This window comes from Nocardia sp. NPDC005746, assembly GCF_040630785.1.
GTDB lineage: Bacteria > Actinomycetota > Actinomycetes > Mycobacteriales > Mycobacteriaceae > Nocardia.
Genome location: NZ_JBEXYE010000005.1, coordinates 377,315 through 400,723, shown reverse-complemented (window position 1 = coordinate 400,723; position 23,409 = coordinate 377,315). Strand labels below are relative to the sequence as shown.

Genomic DNA, 23,409 nt, shown 5'->3' with positions numbered 1-23,409 from the left:
GGAGTGGAGATGGTGAAGACCTTCTCAAACTAACAAACAGGCTGCCTGTTTTCAATGGTTCGGCGTTACGATCCACCTACCCCGCTCAGAAAGGCGTCGATGATCAGGCAAGCCGAACGATCCGAGTCGACCCGCGCGAACCTGATGGCCGCAGCGCGCGAACTGTTCGCCGAACGCGGGTACGCGGCGGTCAGCACGCCCGAGATCGTGGAGCGGGCGGGCAGCTCCCGCGGCGCGCTGTATCACCAGTTCAAGGACAAGAAGGACCTGTTCCGCGCGGTCTACGAGCAGGAACAACAGGCGATCCTGCAGCAGGTCGCCGAGACGATGGCCGAGGCCCCGCCCACCGACGCCATGGCCGTGCTCGAGGCGGGCCTGCACAACTTCCTGCTCTCCTGCGTCGACCCCGAACGCGTGCGCATCACCCTCATCGACGCCCCCGCGGTGCTGGGCTGGCAGGAGTGGCGCGAGGTCGACGAGAAATACGGCCTCGGCCTGATCGTCGCGGGCCTGCAATCCGGCATCCAGTCCGGGCAGCTGCGCGCCGACCTCGACATCCGGCCGCTGTCGCTGATGATCCTGTCCGCCCTCGGCGAGGCCGCCATGTTCATCGCCAACTCCGACGACCCCGAATCCGCCCGTGCCCGAACCGAACCCGCGGTGCTGGCGCTGATCGACGGCCTGCGGGTCTAGCCAGCGCATCCCTGCGGGGTGGCTTGCGCAATATCGCCGAACGCGCCGCCGAACTCGGCGGCACCCTCGAAATCGGGTCGGGACTCGACGGGCTAGGAACCACGCTGGTGTGGCGGGTTCCGAGTCCACGGGCCCGACGATCAGTTGGCGGGCCCGACGGGCTGCGCCGAGGCGGCCGGAGTCGGTGCGGTCGTCATCTTGTCGGCCCACTTGGTGGTGCCGTCGGCGGCCTGCATGGTGGCGAGCAGGTCGATGCCGTTGGCGATCAGGACGGGGCTGCCTACGGCGATACTGCCGATGATGCCACCCACGGTGGCGCCGGTGATCAGGCCCGGGAAGCAACCGGCCACCAGGGTGACGACGCAGCCGATGGTCGCGCCGATGGCGGTGCCGACGAAGGTGCCGATCGTGGTGGCCAGGCCGAACTGGCCGGCGAAGCTGCTCATGGCGCGCTGGTTCTCCAGATCCGAGGCAACGGGTTTCACGACCAACGGCTGCGACAGTGACAGCCCGTCCGGCTTTCCGGGGGTGAGGGCCAGCACGGTGCCGTTCTGCCGGACCTCCGGCTCGACCGGGATATCGATCACGCCCAGGCTGAATTTCATCGGCAGGGTCAACAGCACCTTGTTGTCGGCGTTCTTCACGTTCAGGACCGGGGTCGCCCTGGCCGCCGGGCCGGTCTCCGGGGTGACGTCCGGCGCCAGCTCGAAGGTTCCGCCCTTCAGGGTGCTGATGACCGTCTTGTCCACCAGCTTGACCGAGTACTCGACACTCGGCGCGGCGGCGGGCTGGGCATTCGCCGGGATGGTTGCCACGGTGAACGCGGCGGCCTGGGTGACGAGTGCTCCGGTCACCAGGGTGGCGGTCGCAGCAGCAATGCGGAATTCCATGCCTATCCAATCTGCATCGGGTGTGGGCATATCCGAAGCCAGGAGCTTAATGGAAATAAATGTTGCCGAAAAGGTTTCAGGCCCAAGGGAGAGGGCGGGAATTGTTCGTCCTATATGGGGAAATAGTTCTCGAAGTCCGAATTGCCGCAATGTTGCTCGCGGTTGTGCCCGATGTGGGCCTGCGCCAGGGTGTTCGGCACACTCGTTTCCATGAGCTTCAAATACAGTGCCGGAGTCCTGCTGTTCCGCCGCACGAACGGCCTCGAAGTGCTGGTCGGGCACATGGGAGGCCCGCTGTGGGCCAAGAAGGACGCCGCCGCCTGGTCCATTCCCAAGGGAGAATACGATCCCGCCGAAGAACAGCCGCGCGATGCCGCCCGCCGCGAATTCGGCGAGGAACTCGGACTGCCGGTTCCCGACGGCGACTGGATTCCCCTCGGTGAGGTCGAATACGGCAGCGGCCGGGGCAAGAAACAACTCACCGTCTGGGCCGTGGAAGCCGACCTCGACCCCGCCGAGGTCGTTCCCGGAACTTTCGAAATGGAATGGCCGCCGCGATCCGGGCGAATCGCCGAATTCCCCGAAATCGACCGGGCCGCATGGTTCGATCTGGCCCTTGCCGAGGAGAAGCTCGGCAAGGGCCAGCGCCCCTACCTCCAGCGTCTGAAGGATCTCGTCGGTTAGAGACGCGGGTCGACCGGCTCGGTTTCGAGGGCGAGGACCGCGAAGACCGCCTCGTGGACCCGCCACAGCGGCTCACGGGCCACGAAACGGTCCAGCGCCTCCAAGCCCAGGGCGTATTCGCGCAGCGCCATCGACCGTTTGCCGCCCAGGCCGCGCTGACGCAGGCGATCCAGCTGACCAGGCCGCAGGTACTCCGGGCCGTAGATGATCCGGAGGTATTCCGGCCCACGGCATTTCACGCCCGGCTGCACCGGCCGCCCGCTGCGGCTGCCGGTGCCCGCCACCAGCGACTCCAGCGGCTTGACCACCATGCCCTCGCCGCCGGCCAGGGTGAGTTCGGTCCACCAGGCCGTCGCGGCGGCCTCGCTCTCGGGAGCGGCGAGGTCGACAACGCGGCGGCCGGTCGCGGTGAAGAACTCCGGGTCGGCGGCGACCAGGCGGTCGATCCGCTCCAGATGCCAGCTGTGGTCGCGCACAGCGTAATTCGCGCCGGACGCCGCCAGCAGCTGGAACGGGGCCAGGCGGACGCCGTCCAAACCGTCGGTGGGCCAGCAGTAGCGGCCGTAGGCGGTGGTGAAGGCGTCGGCGTCGGCCCGCCGATCCGCGGTGCGCTCGGCGAGATCGCCCAGCTCCACCCCGCGTGCCGCCGCGGCCTCCAGCACGTCCGAAGCCTGCGCCAGCGAGGCCCGCGCGGCCGCGCCGACCGCGGCGTACTGGGAACGCAACAGGCCCATCGCCTTCGCCGACCAGGGCAGCAGCTCGGTGTCCAGCAGCAGCCAGTCGGTGCCCAATTCCTCGAACAGCCCGGCGGTTTCGGCCGCCGCCCGCACCCGGGTGAGCACCGCCTCGGTCCGCGCCGGATCGTCGAAGAACGGGCGGCCGGTGCGGGTGTACACCGCGCCCGTGCTGCCGTCCTCGACCCCGAACCGGTCCCGCGCGGCCTGCGCCGACCGCGAAACCGCCACGACCGCACGCGAACCCATGTGCTTCTCCTCGCACACCACGGTGCCCACGCCCTCGGAGCGGTAGTACTCGAAGGCCTGCGCCGGGTGCTCGAGGTGACCGTCCAGCGTGGAGGTGGCGCACGGGGACATGGTCGGCGGCAGGTACACCAGCCAGCGCGGGTCGACGGCGAATCGGCTCATCACCTCCAGCGCGGCGCTCGCGGCGTCCTCGCGCACGGTGACCCGGCCCAGGTGGCGGGTCTCCACCACCCGCCGGCCCAGCACGTCGTCGAGATCCAGCACGCCCGGATCCCGCTGCACCACCGCCTCGCCGGTGGCGAAGGTCGCCGCTTCCAGCGGGCGCACCGGCTCGAACCAGACCTGTTCGGCCGCGACCGATACCGGCTCCCGCTCCGGGTAGCGCAGGGCGGTCAGGCGGCCGCCGAACACCACGCCGGTGTCCAGGCACAGGGTGTTGTTCACCCACACCAGTTCGGTCATCGGCGTGTGGCCGTAGAGCACCAGCGCCTTGCCGCGGTAGTCGCTGGCCCACGGGTAGCGCACCGGCAGGCCGTATTCGTCGGTCTCACCGGTGGATTCGCCGTACATGGCGAACTCGCGGACCCGGCCCGAGGTGCGGCCCTGGTACTCCTCCTTGAGACCGGCGTGCGCGACCACCAGCTTGCCGCCGTCGAGCACGTAGTGGCTGACCAGGCCGCGCATGAATTCCTGTGCGGCCTTGCGGAACTCGGTGTCCTCCGCCTCCAGCTGCGCCAGCGACTCGGCCAGGCCGTGCTTCACCGTGACGCGGCGGCCGTCGAGAGCGCGCACCAGTTTGAACTCGTGGTTGCCGGTGACGCACAAGGCGTTTCCGGACGCCACCATGCCCATGACGAGCCGCAGCACGCCCGGGGTGTCGGGTCCGCGATCGACTAGGTCGCCGACGAACACCGCGGTGCGGCCCTCGGGGTGATGCGCGTCCACCGGACGGTCATCGTCATCCCGGACCAGGATGTAGCCGAGTTCGCCGAGCAGTGTCTCCAGTTCACCGCGGCAGCCGTGCACGTCGCCGATCACGTCGAACGGCCCGGTGACATCGGTCTTGTCGTTCCACAGCCGCTCGTCGCGAATGGTCGCCGCCTCGATCTCCTCGACGCCGCGCAGCACGTGCACCGTGCGGAAACCCTCACGCTCCAGGAACTTCAGCGAGCGCTTCAGATCGCGCACGTGGCGGCCGACCACGTGCGGGCCCAGATCGGCGCGATCCACCCGCAGCGCGTTGCGCTCCACGCACACGCTCTCCGGGACGTCCAGCACGATGGCCACCGGCAGCACGTCGTGGGCGCGCGCCAGCTCCACCAGCGACTGCCGCGCCTTGGGCTGCACATTGGTGGCGTCGATGACGGTGCGCAGGCCGCGGCGCAGGCGCACACCCGCCACATGGTGCAGCAGCTCGAAGGCCGCGTCGGTCGCCGACTGATCGGCTTCGTCGTCGCTGACCAGCCCGCGATAGGCGTCGGAGGACAGCACCGCCGTCGACCGGAAATGCTTGTGCGCGAACGTCGACTTTCCCGAACCGCTGCTGCCGATCAGCACGACCAGCGACAGCGCCGGGACGGACAGTTCTGCCATTACGCGGCCCCCTTCGCGGCGTCGTCATCGTTCTTCCTGGTGAACACAGCCATCTGTGTCGAGGCCCCCACTTCCGCATCCTCGGGCCCGACGGGCTCGAAACGCACGGCATACCCGTGCGTCGCGCCGACCCGGTGGGCCCAGTCCGCGAATTCTGCCCTGGTCCACTCGAACCGGTGATCCGAATGCCGGAAAGCGCCCGCGGCGAGCCCGTCGTAGCGCACATTGAACTCGCTGTTCGGCGTGGTCACGACCACCGCGCCCGGAGCCGCCGCCCCGAACACGGCCTGCTCCAACGCCTTCAACCGGGGCGCGTCGACATGCTCGATCACCTCCATGAGCACGGCCGCGTCGAAGCCCCGCAACGAGGCGTCGGTGTAAGTCAGCGCGCCCTGCCGGACGGTGACCCGCCGCGCCTGCCACTCCGGCAGCCGCCGCACCCGCCTGGCCGCGATCTTCAACTCGCGCATCGACACATCGATGCCGACGATCTCGGTGAGTGCCCGGTCCGCCGCCAGTTCGAGCAGCAACGCACCCTGCCCGCACCCGAGGTCGAGCACCCGGCTCGCCTCCTCCGCCAGCAGTGCCCGATGCACCGCCGCCCGCCGCAGCACCGCCAGCGACGGGCCGCGTTCGCCGGAATCCACCGGCTGCGCGGCCGTGTCGCCGTCGGCCGACCCGCCTGGCTCGAGCCCCTGGCCACTCGCGGTCGAGCCGCTGCCCTCGACAAGAGCTTCGCGGGCACCGGTCTCGGCGGCAGACTGCCCGGCCGCCCCGGTCATGCCGGGACGGACCGCGGCGTCGCTCGCCGCTGTGTGCTCACCGGCCACCGGAGCGCCGGCGAGTTCAGTAGTCGGCGCGGCAAAGTCGACGCCGCGATGCGGGCGGGTCGGCTCGGTGCCGGGTCCCTCGTCGTCGAAGTCGTGTTCCATCGCACCGAGTTCCTCCGGGTCCTGGTCGTCGAGCTCCGCCAGGCGGGCCAGGGCGGTGCGGACCAGGGTGTGGCGGCGGGTCAGGTAGCGGCGGGTGATCCACTCGCGCTCCGGGTGGGCGGTGAGCCAGCCCTCGCCGAAACGGAGCAGTTTGTCGATCTCGGCGGCATCGAGCCAGTAGTGCTTGCTGCCGTCGAGGACAGGCAGCAGGACATAGAGATGGGTCAGGGCCTCGGCCAGGCGCAGCGTACCGGTGAGTTCGAGGCGGACGTAATGGGAATCGCCCCACTCCGGGAACGCCGGGTCCAGCGCCAGGGGAGTGGCCGAGACGGTCCAGCCCAGCGGCGCGAAGACGCGCTCGGCGTACTCCGGGCCGCCCTTGCACGGCACGGCCGGAAGGTCGATCCGCAGGTCGAGGGCGGTGCCGGCCAGCTGCGGCCGCTGTGCGCACCGGCCGTGCAGCGCGGTCCCGAAGACCGTCGAAATGGCCACGGACAGCAGGGAGGACGCCGCGTAGGGGCGGTCGTTCACGTACTGGCCGAGACTGAAGTCCGGTGTGCCCTCGGGCTTTCCGCGCACCAGGCGCACCGGGTCGATCTCCAGCAGCAGCGCCGCGGTACAGCGGTCGTCGCTCGCCTCCGGGTAGAGGACGTGCGCGACGCCGTAGGACTGCTCGAAAGTCTGTCTGCGCGAGGGATTCTTGTGCAGCAGATACCCCAGGTCGGTGGCGGGCCACTCGGCTTCCGCGGGGCGCGTACAAGAGATCGTCAACAGCATCCTGAGATGCTCCCGGAGGCCACGACCGGCCGCAAACAATTTTCCGTCTACGGAACCCGTTGCGGCAGGCCCGAATTGTCACGGACCGGTCGCGATGTCCCGATAACCGGTTGTCACGGGTGACCGGCGCGCCCACACTCGGAAATCGAGCGGCTACGGGGGTGGCGGGATGCGCCGAGACGATCCGACGAACCGGCGGGGTCATGCCGGACCAATCCCACTGGTGTCCATCGCGGTGCTGGTGAGCGCCTGCGCCATCGCGGGTGTACCGCGAGCGGCGGCACCGGAACTGCGCGCACTGGATCTGGGCGGCTACAGCGGTCGACCGCTCGTCGTGCCCGGGGACACCGGCGAAACCTATGCGCGGCTCCTCGAATCGGTGCGTATGGCCGACGCCGTCGTCTCGCCCCGCGACGTCGATCCCGCGCTGTCGCGGGTCTCGGCCATCCCGGTGCCGACGCCGACGGACGCGGTCGGCATCCTCGCCGAGGCGACCCGGCCCACTCTCACCGCGCACGGCATGCTGGCGGGATTCAGCATCGGCGGCACCGACGATCCGAGCGGCAGCCCGAGGGAGGGCGCGGCCACCGGACTGCGCATCACGGTCCTGCGCATGAGCGACCCGATGGCGGCCATCGAGACCGCCCGCGAGATCGACGCCTCCGACGCCGCGGTCAATCGCGACAATGTCACGGTCCCGTTCCCCGAATACTTTGCCACACACGGGCATTGGCGGCCCTATGTCCCGACCATGGCGGTGACGCTCGCCCACGGCCCCTATGTGGTGAGCCTGTACATCGTCGATCCGGCCACCGACCGCGCCGCCATGAAGGCGCTGGCGACTCGCGCTTTCGACGCGGAACTCCCACGCCTGGACGCCTTCACGGCCACCGCGCCCGAGGCGCTCCCGGCGCTGACCCCTCGATCCGGAGGGCATGGTGTCGCGCCTGCTGCCCGCCGAACCCGGGCACTGGCCGTATCCCACGCTGTTCCAGGACGAATACGGCCTCATCGCGGGCTGGGGCGGGCCGCGGCGCGCCACCGGAGTCGTCTACGGCCCGGTCGTGGCCGACCAGCTGATCAACCCTCCCGGCAAGCCCAGCCTCCCGGTGCAGGCCGTGGCCGTCACGGATTCCACACGGCTGCTGCGTTTTTCCGACGCCGTCGGCGCACGACACGCGCTCGAGCGGCTCTCGGAGCCGACCGCCACCCGAACCGTCGTATCCGCGCCCGACGGCGTTCCGGAAGCCGTCTGCCTGCGTGCTGCCGGCGCCGCGCCGCACAACGAATACACCTGCCTGGTACTGGACGGCCGCTATCTGGCCTCGGTGTCCGGGCCCACCGAACCGGCCGTCCACCGGATGGCCGCGGCCCAATACGCCGTCCTCGTCAGCACCCGCTGACCACGCCCGGCGCGCCGCCGAAACCCTTGCGGGCGCGCCCCGACCGGCTCCACCGCCCGAAGCCGTGTAGGTTCGGCGCGGCGTCGCAATCTGTGCGGCAACCGGACTGGACGGACAGGAGCGGGAATGCGCTTGGTGGGCAAGGTCGGTGTGATCGGTGCGGTCGCGGCCGCCACGATGCTGGCGGCCGGTTGCGGCGGCAGCAGCGACAACAAGGCGTCGTCGACCACGACGACGACCGCCGCCGCCACGACCAGTGCGGCGGCCACCACGGCCGCGAGCAAGGGCCGCGAGTGCACCGCCGAGGACATCAAGGTGGACGGCGGCTTCGGAACCGCGCCGACCATCACGCTGCCCGCCGACTGTGATCCGCCCAAGGAGCTCATCACCAAGGACCTGGTCGTGGGCAGTGGCCCCGAGGCCAAGGCCGGGGACAAGCTGAGCACCAACTACACGCTGATCACCTGGTCCAACCAGAAGAAGCTGGACAGCTCCTTCGACCGCGGCAAGCCGCTGCCCCTCACGCTGGGCGCGGGCCAGGTCATCAAGGGCTGGGACCAGGGCCTGGTCGGCATCCAGGAGGGCAGCCGCCGCCTGCTCATCATCCCGCCCGCCCTCGGCTACGGCGACCGCCCGCCGAGCGGCATGAAGCCGGGCGAGACGCTGGTCTTCGTGACCGACGCCGTCAAGGTCGGTAGCTGAGATAAACCGCCAGTACCAGGGCGACCGGTCCACCGACCGGCCGCCCCGGTGCCCTGTGCGGCATTCGGGCGCCCCCTGCGCGACGACCGGTTACACGGCCCCCCGGGCCGTCAACTAACCTGGTCGGGATGCGTTCGGGGGGAACCTAGACGTCAACCATGAACAACGAACAAGGAGCATGTCCGTGAAGAGCACCGTCGAGCAGCTGAGCCCGACTCGGGTCCGCATCAATGTCGAGGTGCCCTTCGAGGAGCTCAAGCCGGACTTCGACCGCGCCTACAAGGCTCTCGCGCAGCAGATCCGTATCCCGGGCTTCCGTCCGGGCAAGGCGCCGGCCAAGCTTCTCGAGGCCCGCGTCGGCCGTGGCGCCGTGCTGGAGCAGGTCGTCAACGACGTGCTGCCCAAGCGCTACAGCGAAGCCGTGATCGAGACCGAGGTGAAGGTCATCGGTCAGCCGGAGATCGAGATCACCAAGATCGAGGACGGCCAGGAACTGGCCTTCACCGCCGAGGTCGACATCCGCCCGGAGATCTCCCTGCCGGACTTCTCGAACATCAAGGTCGAGGTCGACCCGATCGAGATCACCGACGCCGACATCGACGAGCAGCTGCAGTCGCTGCGTCAGCGTTTCGGCACCCTGACCGCGGTCGAGCGGGCCATCGAGAACGGCGACTTCGTCTCCATCGACCTGTCCGCCACCGTCGACGGCGAGGCCGTCGAGGAGGCCTCCACCACCGGCCTGTCCCACGAGGTCGGCTCCGGCCAGCTCATCGAGGGCCTCGACGAGACCCTGATCGGCCTCAAGGAGGGCGAGTCCAAGGAGTTCACCTCCAAGCTGGTCGCCGGTGAGCACGCGGGCAAGGAAGCCGTCATCACCGTGACCGTGCAGTCGGTCAAGGAGCGCGAGCTGCCCGAGGCCGACGACGAGTTCGCCCAGCTGGCCAGCGAGTTCGACACCATCGACGAGCTGAAGGAAGACCTCAAGACCCGCGTCGAGCGCGTCAAGAAGGTCACCCAGGCCGGCGAGATCCGCGACAAGGTGCTCGAGCAGCTGCTCGAGACCGTCGAGATCCCGCTGCCCGAGGGCGTCGTCAAGGCCGAGATCGACGCCGTCGAGCACGACGCCGTCCACGGCTTCGACCACGACGAGGCCAAGCTCGCCGAGGCGCTCGAGGCGCAGGGCTCCTCGCTCGAGGAGTTCAAGGCCGACACCAAGCAGGCCGCCGAGAAGTCGGTCAAGACCCAGCTGCTGCTGGACGCCGTCGCCGAGGCCGAGAACACCCAGGTCGGCCAGGACGAGCTGTACGAGCGGATCATCTTCCAGGCGCAGCGCTACGGCATGAGCCCGGACCAGTTCATCCAGCAGATCCAGCAGGCCGGTCAGCTGGGCGCTGTCTTCGCCGACGTGCGTCGCGGCAAGGCCCTCGCCGGTGTCGTGGTCCAGGCGGCCGTCACCGACACCGCCGGCAACACCGTGGACACCGCCGAGATGTTCGGCAACCCGGCCGAAGAGGCCGAGGAGGTCTCCGCCGAGGAGCTGGCGACCGTCGCCGACGCCACCGAGGCCGCCGAGGCCGAGGCCGAGGCCAAGTAAGAATTTCATCTCACCCCTGTGTACGGGGGTTCTCGGGTGACACCCCCGAGAACCCCCGTACACCGGAACGCGAAGCGTTGACGTAAGTTTGCGCTGTGAGCGAAGCAGGGCGGTACCGGGAGTTCGGTGCCGCCCTGCTTCGTTAGGGTTTGTGTCAGCGAATCAGTAGGGGCTTGTTAACCGAGCCGTTGAGAGAGGGCAGGTATCCGTGACAATTCATCAGGCAGGGGTGCGCATGACATCCGCGACTGCTGGTCTGAACCTCAGTGATTCGGTGTACGAGCGCCTGCTGCGCGAGCGCATCATCTTCCTGGGCACTCAGGTCGACGACGACATCGCCAACAAGCTGTGCGCGCAGATCCTGCTGCTGACGGCCGAGGACCCGACCAAGGACATCTCGCTCTACATCAACTCCCCGGGTGGTTCGGTGACCGCCGGCATGGCCATCTACGACACCATGCAGTTCGCCGAATGCGACATCCGCACCGTCGGCATGGGCCTGGCCGCCTCCATGGGTCAGTTCCTGCTCGCCGCGGGCACCAAGGGCAAGCGCTACGCGCTGCCGCACGCGCGGATCATGATGCACCAGCCGTCGGCCGGTCTCGGTGGTTCGGCCGCCGACATCGCCATCCAGGCCGAGCAGTTCGCCTACACCAAGCGTGAGCTGAACGAGCTGCAGTCCCAGCACACCGGCAAGTCCATCGAGCAGGTCACCGCCGATGCCGACCGCGACCGCTGGTTCACCGCCGCCGAGGCGCTCGACTACGGCTTCATCGACCATGTGGTCACCCACGCCAGCCAGGCGAACGGCAGCAGCAGCAAGTAGTTCCGCAGCCCACCACACAGACTTTGGAGAGACGTTTATGTCCAACATGATCGATCCGCGGGCCGCGGGCATCACCTTCGCCGCCGCCGGTAACCTGCCGCAGTCGCGCTACATCCTGCCGCAGTTCACCGAGCAGACCAGCTTCGGCGTCAAGACCTCCGACCCGTACAACAAGCTGTTCGAGGAGCGAATCATCTTCCTGGGCAACCAGGTCGACGATGTCTCCGCCAACGACATCATGGCGCAGCTGCTGGTGCTCGAGTCCCAGGACCCGGACCGCGACATCACCATGTACATCAACTCGCCCGGCGGCTCGTTCACCGCGCTGATGGCCATCTACGACACCATGCAGTACGTGCGCGCCGACGTCGCCACCGTCTGCCTGGGCCAGGCCGCCTCGGCCGCCGCGGTCATCCTCGCGGCCGGCGCTCCCGGCAAGCGCGCCGCGCTGCCGAACGCCCGCATCCTGATCCACCAGCCGTCCACGTCGGGTGGTATTCAGGGCCAGGTCTCCGACCTCGAGATCCAGGCCGCCGAGATCGAGCGCATGCGTCGCCTCATGGAGACCACGCTGGCTCGCCACACCGGCAAGGACGCGGACGTGATCCGCAAGGACACCGACCGCGACAAGATCCTCACCGCCGAAGAGGCGAAGGGCTACGGGATCGTGGACACGGTGTTCGAGTACCGCAAGCTCAGCGCCCAGAAGTGAACTGGGTGGGTGGCGGGGTAGCGGCGTGCCGCGAACGTCCCCGCCACCCGGGCAGAGGTGAGTCCACGCACATGTCCGGCGAGAAACGTGCCCAAGTTGTCGACCTCGGTCACGCGAAACGGGTACGGTCACTCTAGGGACCTTTGCTCGTGGTTGTCGGCTCTGCTCTTCGTTCGAAATCAGGTTTGGATAGACAGCCGAATCGCCGGATCCGCAAAATCAGGGGTCGCGGCATACGCTCGAAGAAGGCAGCTCGCCGGCAACCGGGGACAGACGGTTGCACGCGGACAAGGAAGTAGGGACCCAGGAGATGGCGCGCATCGGTGATGGCGGCGATCTGTTGAAGTGCTCGTTCTGCGGAAAGAGCCAGAAGCAGGTCAAGAAGCTCATTGCGGGACCGGGGGTGTACATCTGCGACGAGTGCATCGACCTGTGCAACGAGATCATCGAGGAAGAGCTCGCCGAATCCAGCGAGGTCAAGCTCGACGAACTCCCCAAGCCCGCGGAAATCCGGGACTTCCTGGAGCAGTACGTGATCGGGCAGGATTCCGCGAAGCGGACGCTCGCGGTGGCGGTCTACAACCACTACAAGCGCATTCAGGCGGGCGACAAGGGCCGCGACTCCCGGGGCGAACCGGTCGAGTTGGCCAAGTCCAACATCCTGATGCTCGGCCCCACCGGCTGTGGCAAGACCTACCTGGCGCAGACGCTGGCGAAGATGCTGAACGTGCCGTTCGCCATCGCCGACGCCACCGCGCTGACCGAGGCCGGCTACGTCGGTGAGGATGTCGAGAACATCCTGCTCAAGCTGATCCAGGCCGCCGACTACGACGTCAAGCGCGCCGAGACGGGCATCATCTACATCGACGAGGTCGACAAGATCGCCCGCAAGTCGGAGAACCCGTCCATCACCCGTGACGTCTCCGGTGAGGGCGTGCAGCAGGCGCTGCTGAAGATCCTGGAAGGCACCCAGGCCTCGGTGCCGCCGCAGGGCGGCCGCAAGCACCCGCACCAGGAATTCATCCAGATCGACACCACGAACGTGCTGTTCATCGTGGCGGGCGCGTTCGCCGGCCTGGAGCGCATCGTGCAGGACCGGGTCGGCAAGCGCGGCATCGGTTTCGGCGCGGAGGTCCGGTCCAAGGCCGAGATCGACACCGCCGACCACTTCGCCGAGGTCATGCCCGAGGACCTGATCAAGTTCGGTCTGATCCCCGAGTTCATCGGCCGTCTGCCCGTCGTCGCCTCGGTCACCAACCTGGACAAGGAATCCCTGGTCCGGATTCTGGCCGAGCCGAAGAACGCGCTCGTGAAGCAGTACGTGCGCCTGTTCGAGATGGACGGTGTGGATCTGGAGTTCACCCAGGACGCCCTGGAAGCCGTTGCGGATCAGGCGATCCTGCGCGGCACCGGCGCCCGCGGTCTGCGCGCCATCATGGAGGAAGTGCTCCTCCCGGTCATGTACGACATCCCCAGCCGGGATGACGTGGCCAAGGTGGTCGTCAACGCCGACACGGTGAACGACAATGTGCTGCCGACCATCGTGCCGCGCAAGCGCTCCGCCCCGGAGCGCCGCGAGAAGTCGGCGTAGACCCCTTCCCGAGCGAAACCGGCTCCGCGAGATTCCTCTCGCGGAGCCGGTTCTCTGTGTGTGCCACCGTGGTTCGGTCCGCCGAGAGGTCGCCGTAGGTCATGGCGCCGGGCGCTGACCAGCCGCCCTACGCGGCCCCCGCTCGGATAGTTCTCCGGTGCGTCCAGGGCAGGCGCCGTCCATGGGGACGATCTGGGCGACCGATAGGTCGTTTGGTGTTCTGCTGTGGGCTCATCTGTCTCCGGAGAGCCGTGGAGTCGGTGACGGTCGGGGTGAGCCGACTGCGCCCGTGTCGAGAATCGCCGTTGATCCTCCGTGGTTCGCCGTTGAACCTTTACTCCGCTACTCCGAAAATCGGTGCGTTCGGGTCACCTGTTACGACGGCGCGACCACGGAGAATTCATCGCTGGGGCGGGTTGCCGCGGCGGGGGAATTTGAAGGTGAACGGGGCCGGTTCCGGGACCGGGAAACGTTCGCGCGGGGCGACCAGCAGGACGGCCAGGCCGAGCGCCGGGAGCAGCAGGGCCGCGAAGAGTGACAGGCCGTAGCTGAGGCCGCTGAGCGCGTCCGGGCGGTGGAAGGCGTGGTACAGGAAATGCGGCAGGCCGAAGACCAGCCAGCCCAGTCCGGAGACCCGGGCGATGACGCTGTCGCGGTAGTAGAGCGCGGCCGCGGAGATGGCGCCCAGCGCGAGGAAGAAGGCCCCGACGTCGGCGGCCAGGTGATGGTTGTAGGGCCCGTCGGCGCGCACCCAGCGCAGCCCGAAGCCGGGGTAGCTGTCGTAGAACGATTCCGGTGCGATCACCGCCCACAAGCCGGTGACTAGGCCGGTCGCGGTGAGCACCCCCAGCATGATGAGCAGGGCGATCCAGCGCCGCCGGTTGATCTCCAGCCGCATGCTGATCCGCACCCCGTCACCGGTGCCACGCAACGAGATCCGCACAGGCCCTCCCACCCTCGCCGAATCACTGTGCTGTCACCGTAATTCGGGCGAGGGTGAGGGGCAAGACTGTGGCTAGATCTGCTCCATCTTCAGGTCGTCCTGACCCCAGTAGGCGCGCATCTTGATGATCTTGCCCTCGTCGTTCAGCTCCATCACGTCGATGGGCGCGAGGGTCATGCGGTGCCCGTTGGACACGGTGACCAGGGTGAAGTGGGCCGCGACGTGGTTGCCGGCCACCTTGACGGTGTGCAGCTCGGTCTCGCGCTCGAGGTTCTCCAGCGCCTTGTACAGCTCGCCGATGGCCTCGTGGCCACGACGCTCGGGGCTGCCGATCGGGTCCTCGATCACCGCGTCCTCGGCGTACAGGTCGAGGATGGCCGAGGTCGGGCCGGTCGCGACCAGCTTCACGTACTGCTCCACGACATCCCGGGGCTGCGCTGCCATAGGGGTTCTCCCATCAGAATTGAAACGTGTTCTATTGCGGAGACTAGCAGCCGGAGCGGCGGAAAGGACCCCGCTGCCTCACCCTGTGGAACACCGCGGGCATCACAGTGCGATGCGGTCCTCGCCGGTGTAGACGTTCATCGTTTCACCGCGCAGGAAACCGACCAGGGTCACACCGGAATCGGCGGCCAGATCCACCGCCAGCGAGCTGGGGGCCGACACCGCGCCCAGCACCGGAATGCCCGCCATGACGGCCTTCTGGACCAGCTCGAAGGAGGCGCGGCCGCTCACCATGAGGATGAGATCGTTTGCGGGGAGCCGATTCTCGCGCAAGGCCCAACCGACCAGCTTGTCCACGGCATTGTGCCGGCCGATGTCCTCGCGCACCGCCACGGCCTCGCCGTCCGCGGTGAACAGACCCGCGCCGTGCAGGCCGCCGGTGGCGTCGAAGACCTGCTGGCGGGAACGGAGTTCGGCCGGGAGCTTGGCGAGGGTGTGCACATCGATGCGGGGCGTGCCCGCCGGAATCTCGTGGCGGATGCGGGTCCGGACCTCGTCCAGCGCCGTCTTCCCGCACAGGCCGCACGAGCTGTTGGTCAGGAACGGCCTGGGCTGGATCGGAACCGGATTCCGCAACTGGATGTCGAGGACGTTGTAGGTGTTGTGCCCGTTCTCGTCGGTGCCCGCGCAGTAGCGGGCGCTGACGATGTCCTCGGCCGTGTCGATGACGCCCTCGGCGTAGAGGAAGCCGTGCACGAGATCGATGTCCGCGCCCGGGGTCCGCATGGTGACCGTCAGTGACTGCCCGCCGGTGCGGATCTCCAGGGGCTCCTCGACGGCCAGGGTGTCCGGCCGAGTGATGGTCCCGTTCGGGGAGATGCGCAGCGTGCGGCGGCGTGCGGTGACTCGGCTCATGCGGGGCCCCGGTTCATGCGGTGATGTGGGTGTGCGGTTCGAAACGGATGGTGACCGCCTTGGAGACGGGCGTGTTGGAGCGTTTCGCGACGTGGTCCAGGGGGATCAGGGGGTTGGTCTCCGGATAGTAGGCGGCGGCATTGCCGCGCGGGGTCGGGTAGCCGACCAGGCGGAACCCGGCGACGCTGCGCTCGGTGCCGTCCTCGAACTCGGAGACGACGTCCACCAGGTCGCCCTCGGCGAATCCGAGCGCGGTGATGTCGGCCGGGTTGACCAGCACCACCCGGCGGCCGTTGTGGATGCCGCGGTAACGGTCGTCGAGGCCGTAGATGGTGGTGTTGTACTGGTCATGGCTGCGCAGGGTCTGCAGGATGAGGCGGTCCGCGGGGACGGGCAGCCAGTGCAGATCGTTGACCGCGAAATTGGCCTTGCCGGTGGCGGTGCGGAACTCGCGGGCGTCGCGCGGCGGGTGCGGGAGCTGGAATCCGTTGCGGCCGCGCACTTTCGCGTTGTAGTCGGCGCAGCCGGGCACGACCTGCGCGATGGCGTCGCGGATCCGGTCGTAGTCGCGGCGGAACACGCCCCACGGGACCTCGTGCTCGGGTCCGAACAACTCCTGGGCGAGCTCGCACACGATGGCGACCTCACTGCGCAGCTGATCGCTGACCGGGGTCAGGCGGCCGGTCGACAGGTGCACCATGGACATCGAGTCCTCGACCGAAACCTGTTGGCGCACACCGTCCTGGACGTCTTCGTCGGTGCGGCCCAGTGTCGGCAGGATCAGCGCGGTGCGGCCGTGCACGACGTGGCTGCGGTTGAGCTTCGTCGAAACCTGCACGGTGAGAGCGCACGTGCGCAGCGCGGCCTCGGTGACCTCGGTGTCGGGGGTGGCCGACACGAAATTGCCGCCCATGCCGAAGAACACCTTGCCGCGGCCGTCGCGCATGGCGCGGATGGCGTTCACGGTGTCGTAGCCGTGGGTGCGGGGGCTGGTGATGCCGAATTCGCGGTCCAGGGCGGCCAGGAACGGTTCGGGCATCTTCTCCCAGATGCCCATGGTGCGGTCGCCCTGCACATTGGAGTGGCCGCGCACCGGGCACACGCCCGCGCCGGGCTTGCCGATCATGCCGCGCAGCAGCAGGAGATTGGTGGCCTCCTCGATGGTGGCGACGCCGTGCACCTGCTGGGTCAGGCCCATGGCCCAGCAGATGATGGTCGACTTCGACTCGGCCAGCAGCGTCGCGGTGCGGTCGAGGTCTTCGCGCGACAGCCCGGTGGCTTCGATGACCGTGTCGAGATCGACGGCGCGCATGTGCTTCTCGTAGTCGGCGAAGCCCGCGGTGTGCGCGTCCACGAAGGCGCGGTCCACCACGGTGCCGGGCGCGCGGTCCTCGGCGTCGAACAGCAGCTTGGCCAGGCCCTGGAACAGGGCCATATCGCCGCCCAGGCGGATCTGCAGGAAGTCGTCGGCGATGCTGATGCCGCCGGTGAAGCCCTTGACGGTCTGCGGGTCCTTGAAGCCGATGAGTCCGGTCTCGGGTAGCGGGTTGACCGCGATCACCTTCGCGCCGTGCGCCTTCGCCTCACCCAGCGCCGACAGCATGCGGGGGTGGTTGGTGCCCGGGTTCTGCCCGGCCACGATGATCAGGTCCGCCTTGGTGAAGTCGTCGATGGTGACCGAGCCCTTGCCGATGCCGATCGAGCTGACCAGGGCGGTGCCCGAGGACTCGTGGCACATGTTCGAGCAGTCGGGCAGATTGTTGGTGCCGTAGGCGCGGACCAGCAGCTGGTAGAGGAAGGCGGTCTCGTTGGCGGTGCGGCCGGAGGTGTAGAAGACGGCTTCGTCGGGGGAGTCCAGGCCGCGCAGGGCGTCGGCGATCAGGCGGTAGGCGTCGTCCCAGTCGATGGGGGAGTAGTGGGTGTCGCCCTCGCGCAGCACCATCGGATGGGTGAGCCGGCCCTGTTGCCCGAGCCAGTAGCCGGACTTGGCGGCCAGGTCGTCGAGGGAGTGGGCGGCGAAGAACGCGGGGGTGACCGTGCGCAGGGTCGCCTCCTCGGCGACGGCCTTCGCGCCGTTCTCACAGAACTCGGCGGGGCGACGCCGACCGGTCGGTTCCGGCCAGGCGCATCCCGGACAGTCGAAGCCGTGGCGCTGATTCACCCGGGCCAGCGTGCGCGCCGTGCGCACCACGCCCATCTCCTCGACCGCGCGCTCCAGGGCGACGGTGACCGCCCTGACCCCCGCGGCCTCGGTCTTCGGAGCCGTGACCTGGAGCGCGGACTCGTCGATATCGCTCACAGGCGCGGCTCGATGCATGGTGACGATTGTCCTCTCGGCGCGATGGAGCGTCCCAGTCGGTCATCGCCATCGTAGGGCGCGGTACCTGAGACCCAGCGGACCGGTCGGTCCCAAGTGTGAACGGGCGTGATCACCACAGCGATAGACAGGGCGGCGGGGGCGCGGTTGGCCTTACCATCGAACAAGCGAGGTCACGCCGAATGAATACTTCACTGAATTCCACTCGGCGTGCTGGTGGGGACCGGCACGCGAAACTGGCCCGCGCGGTGAGATTTTCACCCCGGACCTTACACCTTGTTCTCCTGCTCGCAGCGCTGCTCGCGCTCGGGCTCCCGGCCGGGATCGGTTGGGCCAACCCGGGAATCAGCGCCCCGGCGCCGATCACCACCACCGTCCCGCAGCCCGCACCCCAGGGCGGCCCGCCGGCGAAAGTCGCACCTACCACGACGGATCCACCGAGATGCGCCGTCGCCGAGAACTGCGGCGGCGACAGCAAGAAGCAGCAGTGCGGCCACAGCTGTGACGACACAGGCACCCGCGACGGCTGCGGCACCGACTGCAACAAGCCCGTGTACTGCGATGACGGCACCGTGAAACCCGCGACCGGAGAATGTCCGACGAGGTGCCCGGACGGTTCGACGAAGCCCGCCGGTGGGTCGTGTCCGACACCCGAGAAATGTTCGGACGGCACGACCAAGCCTGCCGGGAGCACCTGTCCGCCACCGGTGACATGCAAGGACGGTTCGACCAAACCCCCGAATCGTGACTGCCCCACCACGAATCCTCCGATCACGTGCTCGGACGGGTCGGTCAAACCGGCGAACGGCGACTGCCCGACCACCCAGCCACCGAGATGTCCCGACGGTTCGGTCAAGCCCCCGAACGGTCAATGCGCTACCGGCGGTGTCAATCCGCCACCCATCACCTCGGTGACGACCGCGGCGCCGCCACCGCCGCCCACGACGACCACCACACCGCCCCCGACCACCGACACCACACCGCCGACCACCGAGACCAAGCCGCCTGTCGTTCCACAGGTCTCCGGATTGCAGCTCGATCCGCCCGCGGTCCCGCCCGGCGCGCCCGTGCTGGCCAGTGGCAGCGGGTGTGATCCCGGTGCGGCGGTGCGGCTTTCGATCGGCGGGGCCGCCGCCGCCGACACCACCGCCGGCGCGGACGGCGGGTTCCAGGCCACGCTCACCACCGGCGGGACCGAGATCGGTCAGCACGAGGTGACCGCGGAGTGCGGCAGGAAACTGGCCGCGCCGCTGGACATCGTGCTGGTCAGTCAGGTCGGCGGCGGCGCGGCGACCATGACGGTGCTGGTGTTCTTCCTGCTCATCGGCGGCTGGTTCTACGGCCACCGGATGATCTCCCATCTCCCGGCACGGAGGCCCCGATGAACGAACGCACCGCACCGCCGCTCACCGCGCGCGGTGCCCGAAGCATGTGGGGACCGGGCCGGGCGGTGCACGCCGGGCTGGCCGCGGTCGTATTCGCCGCCGCCGCACTACTGTTCGCGGCCCCGACCGCGAGCGCGGCGGGCGGGGTCAGCGTGACCGCCACGCTGGACGGGCGGGCCATCGGCGGCGCGGACGCCGGGAATCCGGTGCGCCTGGATCCCAAGAAGGTGTCCCTGGTCGTCGTCGAGGTGACCAACAAGTCGTCCGGTCCGGTGTCGATCCGGCGGGTCGACCTCGCCGGGCACGTGCTGGGGCTGAACTTCTACTCCTACTCCACGACAGTCGAATTGACGGTGGGGGCGGGCAAGACCGAGAAGCTCACCTACCGGCTGGATCCGGCCGGGCTGGACGGGCAGGCGACCGGGCTGATCGGCTCCGACCTGACCCTCGTCGGCCAGGACGGAAAGCCGCTGGCCGCCGTGCACACCGTCATCGACGTGCGCGGGTCGCTGGCCTCGGTGTACGGACTGTTCGGGATCATCATCGCCGTCCTGACCGGACTCGCCATCGTCGACGCGGCCTTGACCGTTGCGCGCCACCGGCTCTCGGCCAACCGCTGGCAGCGCGGGCTGCGGCTGCTCGCGCCCGGCACCGGCATCGGACTGATGATCGGGTTCACGGGGTCGGTGGCCCGGTGGTGGGTGCCGGGCACCGTGCTGTGGCTGTCACTGGCCGGGGCGCTGGCGGCCGTGTTCTTCCTCGCCGGGTACCTCTCGCCCACGCCGCGGCAATCCGACGACCTCGGGCTCGATCCCGAAGATCTCGCCGCCGCACAGGAACTCGATGCTCGCGGCTTCCCCGCCGGGTCCGGGTCGCCCCTCGGTATCGGAGCACCCGTCGGGATCGGTGCGCCGCCGGGCGGACCACCACGCGGGATGGGTGTGGCGTTCGGCGGCGGGCAGCACGGCACGGGCGCCCCCCCGGCGAGTGGCGCGCCGATGCCGTTCCCCGGCCCGCCCGAACCGGAGCTCCAGGCCGCGCCGACGGGCCCGAATCCGCCGTACGGCGGCACGTTCCGCGACCTGCGTCCGGTCGGGCCGGGCGGCACCTATCCCGACCTCGATATCCGGAATCAGCCGTCCGGTGCGGCAACGGAATTCGTGCCCTACGGGCCCGCCGGGTCCGGCACGGCGGCACAGCCCGGACCGGGTGCGCCGCACGGGCCGATGCGTGTCTTCCCGGGCGGTCCCGCCCCGGCGCCCACACCCGATCCCGCAGCGTTCCAGAGCGGTGAGACGACCCGCATCTCGAAGTCCGGGTTCGGCGGCGCGTACCCGGGCGGTGGGCCGCCGGCCTCCGCCATGCTGCCCGACACCGGCGAAAACGCCACCACCACGGTGCATTCCCCGCAGTCGGGTGGGCGGCCGGAGGTCGGCGCGGAGACGCTGCTGCCCTCGGGCGGTGCGCCCGCTGTCGGCAAGCCCGGTGGCGGGACAACCCCGGCCGGAACCGGTGAGCAGACCGCCGGGTATCCGGCCGGTGTGCAACGACCCGGCACGTCCGATCCGGACGACGAGCCGACGCTACGCGGTGACCCCGGCGGGACCGGATTCCGGTCGGAGGGCGCGGCGAGATGAGCGCGGGCAATCTCAGCGACGCCGATGTGGCGCGCGTGCGGGCCGCGCTGCCCGGGTACGAGATCGGCGGGCAGATCGGGCGCGGCGGGTGCGGGGTGGTGCTGGCCGGGGTGCATCGCGGACTGCACCGGCGGGTCGCCATCAAACAGATCCCGCCGCATTTCGCCGACGACATGCAGGTGCGGCGGCGGTTCGTCGACGAGGCGCGGGTGATGGCGGCGCTCGACCACCCGCACGTGGTGCCGGTCTACGACTACATCGAACACGACGATCTGTGCCTGCTGGTCCTCGAATACCTGCCCGGGGGGACCGTCGAGAACCGTTTCATCACCGCGGGATTCGAGGCCACCGCCGCGGTCGCGGTCGCGCTGTCCTGCGCGGCCGGGCTGGACGCCGCGCACCGCAGCGGCATCCTGCACCGCGACGTCAAACCCTCCAACCTGATGTTCGCCGCCAACGGGGCGCTCAAGCTCACCGATTTCGGCATCGCCAAGATCGTCGGCGGCGAGGACACCCTGGTCACCAAGGCGGGCGAGATCATCGGCACCCCCTCCTACATCGCCCCCGAACAGGTCCGCGGCCAAGGGCTCTCGCCGGCCACCGACGTCTACGCCCTGGCCACCATGCTCTACCAGCTCCTCTCCGGCGTCCTGCCCTTCCCGACCGGATCCGACGCGCTGGCCCTGCTCTTCGCCCACGCCTACTCCGACCCCGTCCCCCTCACCGAGGCCGCCCCCTTCGTCCCCCACCCCATCGCCGAGGCCGTCATGCGCGGCCTCGCCTCCGACCCGGCCGAACGCTACGACACCGCCGAAACCTTCGGCATCGCCATCGCCGAAACCGCCGCCCACTTCTGGGGCGCGAATTGGCTCACCCCCGTGGGCATCCCGGTCATCGGCGCCGACACCATCATCGCGGCGGCGACGGGCGGACCGCGCGGACCGGCCGGCCCGCACACCCCGCCTCCGGGGCACGGGCAGCCGGACCCCTTCACCCCGCAACCCGGCTTCGGACGGCAGCCGGGCCCGCGTACGCGATCCAGCCCGGGGATGCGTTCCGGTCCGGGGATGCCGCCTGAGCCCGGTCGTCCTTCGGGCCCTGTGACACCACCACCCGGCCCAGGGATGCCCGCGCCCGGTCGGACGACACCGCCGCGAGGTTCGCAGCCCGGGTCTCAGGCGCCGGGCGTGCGGACTCGCGATGCCGGATCCGGTCCGACAACACCTGGGCCGCAACCGATCCGGTCGCAGCAGACGCCCGACACCGCGACCGGCGGCTCGGCGGCATCCGGAGAAACGCGCCGATCGCCGAGCGGCGCGGACGGGGCGTCGACACGATTCGGGCCGACGAGCGCGGCCGAGAACGCTTCCCGTGCCGCGTTTCCCGCCGATCGCAGGTCCGCGCCGACGGTGCGCGCCGGGCAGGAACCGGGGATCCCGCCCGGTCGCGGTGGAACGATGCCGCCGATCGACCGGGGAGGCATGCCTTCGGCGGGTCGCGGGTTCAGGCCGGGGTCGACGGCGCCGCCGGAGCGGATTCGGCCTCGGGGGCCGATCCAGCACGGAGGGGTGCGGCTGGTGGAGGTGGCGCGGGCGGATCTGGTGCCGGTGCAGCAGGTCGTGAACTTGCCGTCGCCTCGGGTTCCGTTCCTGGTGGCGGGGCTGCTGGCGGTGGTGACCGGCGGGGCGGCGGTGCTGGGGATCGGGGCGGTGGGGCGGGAGGCGCCACCGGTGGGGATGGTGCGGATCGGTGGGGTCGATCCGGCCGTGGAGACCGTGGTGCTGGATTTGTCGGAGCCGGTGCCGATCACGGTGTCGAGTGGGGCGGCCGACGGCGCGAAGCTGTCGGTGAATGTGCTCGGGCTGCGGGCCGGGGGCGCGGAGACGGCGCTGGCCGGTGGGGCCGGGGACGTGGCCGCGCCGGTGAACCGGTATGTGCTGGCGGGACGGTTGACCGGGGAATTGTCGTTGTCCCGCAATGGTTCCGAGACGGCCGCCTACCGGTTCGGGGTGCGGACGCGGCAGCCCGCGACCACCACGGCGACCGGGGTCGGGCTGGCATTGCTGCTGCTGTTCGCCGCTGCCTATGCCGAATCGAACGCGCGGACGCTGCGGCGCGGGAGTGCCCGGTTCGCGTCGACCGTCGGGTTGGCCATCAGTATGGGACTGCTGGGCGTCGCGGCCGTCGGTGCGGCGTGGGTGCTGCTCGGGCGGGAACCCACCCCGCTCGGCGTGATCGCCTGTGCCGCAGGCGGTGCGGCGACGGGACTGGCGCTCGCGACCGGGTGCCGGCGGGTCGGGAAACGGTACCGCTACGTGCGGGTGCAGCGACTACGGGAGCGCGCCTGAGGTTCGCGGGCCGACGCGAACACGTCCGGATGCGGGACGA

The 23,409-nt window shown here is 69.5% G+C and carries 19 protein-coding genes; 11 read left to right on the top strand and 8 right to left on the bottom strand.

The window, feature by feature from the left end; genetic code table 11:
- Positions 1 to 99: 99 nt before the first annotated feature.
- Positions 100 to 693 carry a TetR/AcrR family transcriptional regulator gene (locus ABZ412_RS12840; protein WP_357279857.1) on the top strand — a complete coding sequence of 198 codons (594 nt, stop codon included), beginning with the start codon at positions 100 to 102 and terminating at the stop codon, positions 691 to 693.
- 140 nt (positions 694 to 833) lie between these two features.
- Here ABZ412_RS12840 and ABZ412_RS12835 read toward each other — a convergent pair whose 3' ends face one another.
- The gene (locus ABZ412_RS12835) at positions 834 to 1,583 is read right to left on the bottom strand and encodes a hypothetical protein (protein WP_357279855.1); all 750 of its coding nucleotides are present in this window, start codon (positions 1,581 to 1,583) and stop codon (positions 834 to 836) included.
- Between the two features lie 210 nt (positions 1,584 to 1,793).
- Between ABZ412_RS12835 and ABZ412_RS12830 the strand changes: the two genes are divergently transcribed.
- A complete protein-coding gene (locus ABZ412_RS12830; RefSeq protein WP_357279852.1) occupies positions 1,794 to 2,267 on the top strand; it encodes an NUDIX domain-containing protein in 474 nt (157 codons plus the stop codon).
- Here the strand turns inward: ABZ412_RS12830 and ABZ412_RS12825 are convergent.
- The 3 genes from ABZ412_RS12825 to ABZ412_RS12815 all read right to left on the bottom strand — a co-directional run bounded on the left by ABZ412_RS12825 (position 2,264) and on the right by ABZ412_RS12815 (position 7,245).
- Positions 2,264 to 4,843, bottom strand: a complete 2,580-nt coding sequence (locus tag ABZ412_RS12825) for a polynucleotide kinase-phosphatase (RefSeq protein ID WP_357279850.1) — start codon at positions 4,841 to 4,843, stop codon at positions 2,264 to 2,266. The genes ABZ412_RS12830 and ABZ412_RS12825 overlap by 4 nt on opposite strands.
- Positions 4,843 to 6,552 carry a 3' terminal RNA ribose 2'-O-methyltransferase Hen1 gene (locus ABZ412_RS12820; RefSeq protein WP_357279848.1) on the bottom strand — a complete coding sequence of 570 codons (1,710 nt, stop codon included), beginning with the start codon at positions 6,550 to 6,552 and terminating at the stop codon, positions 4,843 to 4,845. The genes ABZ412_RS12825 and ABZ412_RS12820 overlap by 1 nt, the downstream gene beginning before the upstream one ends.
- 357 nt (positions 6,553 to 6,909) lie before the next feature.
- Positions 6,910 to 7,245, bottom strand: a complete 336-nt coding sequence (locus ABZ412_RS12815) for a hypothetical protein (RefSeq protein ID WP_357279845.1) — start codon at positions 7,243 to 7,245, stop codon at positions 6,910 to 6,912.
- A 242-nt stretch (positions 7,246 to 7,487) separates the two neighbouring features.
- Between ABZ412_RS12815 and ABZ412_RS12810 the strand changes: the two genes are divergently transcribed.
- From ABZ412_RS12810 to clpX, 6 genes are all read left to right on the top strand, one after another.
- The gene (locus ABZ412_RS12810) at positions 7,488 to 7,955 is read left to right on the top strand and encodes a hypothetical protein (protein ID WP_357279842.1); all 468 of its coding nucleotides are present in this window, start codon (positions 7,488 to 7,490) and stop codon (positions 7,953 to 7,955) included.
- A gap of 126 nt (positions 7,956 to 8,081) precedes the next feature.
- Complete coding sequence (locus ABZ412_RS12805) at positions 8,082 to 8,657, top strand: FKBP-type peptidyl-prolyl cis-trans isomerase (protein WP_357279840.1); 576 nt, start codon at positions 8,082 to 8,084, stop codon at positions 8,655 to 8,657.
- 184 nt (positions 8,658 to 8,841) lie between these two features.
- Positions 8,842 to 10,251 (top strand): trigger factor, encoded by a 1,410-nt coding sequence (tig, locus tag ABZ412_RS12800; RefSeq protein WP_357279837.1) that lies wholly within the window; start codon positions 8,842 to 8,844, stop codon positions 10,249 to 10,251.
- 235 nt (positions 10,252 to 10,486) lie between these two features.
- A complete protein-coding gene (locus ABZ412_RS12795; protein ID WP_357090243.1) occupies positions 10,487 to 11,077 on the top strand; it encodes an ATP-dependent Clp protease proteolytic subunit in 591 nt (196 codons plus the stop codon).
- 37 nt (positions 11,078 to 11,114) lie between these two features.
- Positions 11,115 to 11,789: an ATP-dependent Clp protease proteolytic subunit gene (locus ABZ412_RS12790; RefSeq protein ID WP_357279834.1), complete on the top strand. Its 675-nt coding sequence runs from the start codon at positions 11,115 to 11,117 to the stop codon at positions 11,787 to 11,789.
- 310 nt (positions 11,790 to 12,099) lie between these two features.
- Positions 12,100 to 13,380 carry an ATP-dependent Clp protease ATP-binding subunit ClpX gene (gene clpX / locus ABZ412_RS12785; protein WP_357090239.1) on the top strand — a complete coding sequence of 427 codons (1,281 nt, stop codon included), beginning with the start codon at positions 12,100 to 12,102 and terminating at the stop codon, positions 13,378 to 13,380.
- A 400-nt stretch (positions 13,381 to 13,780) separates the two neighbouring features.
- Here the strand turns inward: clpX and ABZ412_RS12780 are convergent, their stop codons facing one another.
- The 4 genes from ABZ412_RS12780 to ABZ412_RS12765 all read right to left on the bottom strand — a co-directional run bounded on the left by ABZ412_RS12780 (position 13,781) and on the right by ABZ412_RS12765 (position 17,999).
- On the bottom strand, positions 13,781 to 14,323 hold the full coding sequence (locus ABZ412_RS12780) for a hypothetical protein (RefSeq protein ID WP_357279832.1): 543 nt from the start codon (positions 14,321 to 14,323) through the stop codon (positions 13,781 to 13,783).
- Positions 14,324 to 14,395: 72 nt separating this feature from the next.
- The gene (locus tag ABZ412_RS12775) at positions 14,396 to 14,767 is read right to left on the bottom strand and encodes a nuclear transport factor 2 family protein (protein WP_357090235.1); all 372 of its coding nucleotides are present in this window, start codon (positions 14,765 to 14,767) and stop codon (positions 14,396 to 14,398) included.
- A gap of 102 nt (positions 14,768 to 14,869) precedes the next feature.
- Positions 14,870 to 15,682, bottom strand: coding sequence for a formate dehydrogenase accessory sulfurtransferase FdhD (gene fdhD / locus ABZ412_RS12770; protein ID WP_357279829.1), 813 nt, complete (start codon positions 15,680 to 15,682; stop codon positions 14,870 to 14,872).
- Between the two features lie 13 nt (positions 15,683 to 15,695).
- Positions 15,696 to 17,999, bottom strand: coding sequence for an FdhF/YdeP family oxidoreductase (locus ABZ412_RS12765; RefSeq protein ID WP_357279826.1), 2,304 nt, complete (start codon positions 17,997 to 17,999; stop codon positions 15,696 to 15,698).
- Positions 18,000 to 18,910: 911 nt separating this feature from the next.
- Here ABZ412_RS12765 and ABZ412_RS12760 point away from each other — a divergent pair.
- Genes ABZ412_RS12760 through ABZ412_RS12750 form a run of 3 tightly spaced genes read left to right on the top strand, consistent with a single transcriptional unit; the run spans position 18,911 to position 23,369 of the window.
- Entirely contained in the window at positions 18,911 to 19,384 is a 474-nt protein-coding gene (locus ABZ412_RS12760) for a hypothetical protein (RefSeq protein WP_357279824.1), read from the top strand.
- Positions 19,381 to 21,021, top strand: coding sequence for a hypothetical protein (locus ABZ412_RS12755; RefSeq protein ID WP_357279822.1), 1,641 nt, complete (start codon positions 19,381 to 19,383; stop codon positions 21,019 to 21,021). Before ABZ412_RS12760 ends, ABZ412_RS12755 begins: the two co-directional genes overlap by 4 nt.
- Positions 21,018 to 23,369: a protein kinase gene (locus ABZ412_RS12750; protein ID WP_357279819.1), complete on the top strand. Its 2,352-nt coding sequence runs from the start codon at positions 21,018 to 21,020 to the stop codon at positions 23,367 to 23,369. Before ABZ412_RS12755 ends, ABZ412_RS12750 begins: the two co-directional genes overlap by 4 nt.
- Positions 23,370 to 23,409 lie beyond the last annotated feature (40 nt).

What these genes read in the sequence shown, in the direction of transcription:
- ABZ412_RS12840 (WP_357279857.1), top strand. Translation starts at nt 100, where the DNA reads ATGATCAGGCAAGCCGAACGATCCGAGTCGACCCGCGCGAACCTGATG.
- ABZ412_RS12835 (WP_357279855.1), bottom strand. Translation starts at nt 1,583, where the DNA reads ATGGAATTCCGCATTGCTGCTGCGACCGCCACCCTGGTGACCGGAGCA.
- ABZ412_RS12830 (WP_357279852.1), top strand. Translation starts at nt 1,794, where the DNA reads ATGAGCTTCAAATACAGTGCCGGAGTCCTGCTGTTCCGCCGCACGAAC.
- ABZ412_RS12825 (WP_357279850.1), bottom strand. Translation starts at nt 4,843, where the DNA reads ATGGCAGAACTGTCCGTCCCGGCGCTGTCGCTGGTCGTGCTGATCGGC.
- ABZ412_RS12820 (WP_357279848.1), bottom strand. Translation starts at nt 6,552, where the DNA reads ATGCTGTTGACGATCTCTTGTACGCGCCCCGCGGAAGCCGAGTGGCCC.
- ABZ412_RS12810 (WP_357279842.1), top strand. Translation starts at nt 7,488, where the DNA reads ATGGTGTCGCGCCTGCTGCCCGCCGAACCCGGGCACTGGCCGTATCCC.
- ABZ412_RS12805 (WP_357279840.1), top strand. Translation starts at nt 8,082, where the DNA reads ATGCGCTTGGTGGGCAAGGTCGGTGTGATCGGTGCGGTCGCGGCCGCC.
- ABZ412_RS12795 (WP_357090243.1), top strand. Translation starts at nt 10,487, where the DNA reads ATGACATCCGCGACTGCTGGTCTGAACCTCAGTGATTCGGTGTACGAG.
- ABZ412_RS12790 (WP_357279834.1), top strand. Translation starts at nt 11,115, where the DNA reads ATGTCCAACATGATCGATCCGCGGGCCGCGGGCATCACCTTCGCCGCC.
- clpX (WP_357090239.1), top strand. Translation starts at nt 12,100, where the DNA reads ATGGCGCGCATCGGTGATGGCGGCGATCTGTTGAAGTGCTCGTTCTGC.
- ABZ412_RS12775 (WP_357090235.1), bottom strand. Translation starts at nt 14,767, where the DNA reads ATGGCAGCGCAGCCCCGGGATGTCGTGGAGCAGTACGTGAAGCTGGTC.
- fdhD (WP_357279829.1), bottom strand. Translation starts at nt 15,682, where the DNA reads ATGAGCCGAGTCACCGCACGCCGCCGCACGCTGCGCATCTCCCCGAAC.
- ABZ412_RS12765 (WP_357279826.1), bottom strand. Translation starts at nt 17,999, where the DNA reads ATGCATCGAGCCGCGCCTGTGAGCGATATCGACGAGTCCGCGCTCCAG.
- ABZ412_RS12755 (WP_357279822.1), top strand. Translation starts at nt 19,381, where the DNA reads ATGAACGAACGCACCGCACCGCCGCTCACCGCGCGCGGTGCCCGAAGC.
- ABZ412_RS12750 (WP_357279819.1), top strand. Translation starts at nt 21,018, where the DNA reads ATGAGCGCGGGCAATCTCAGCGACGCCGATGTGGCGCGCGTGCGGGCC.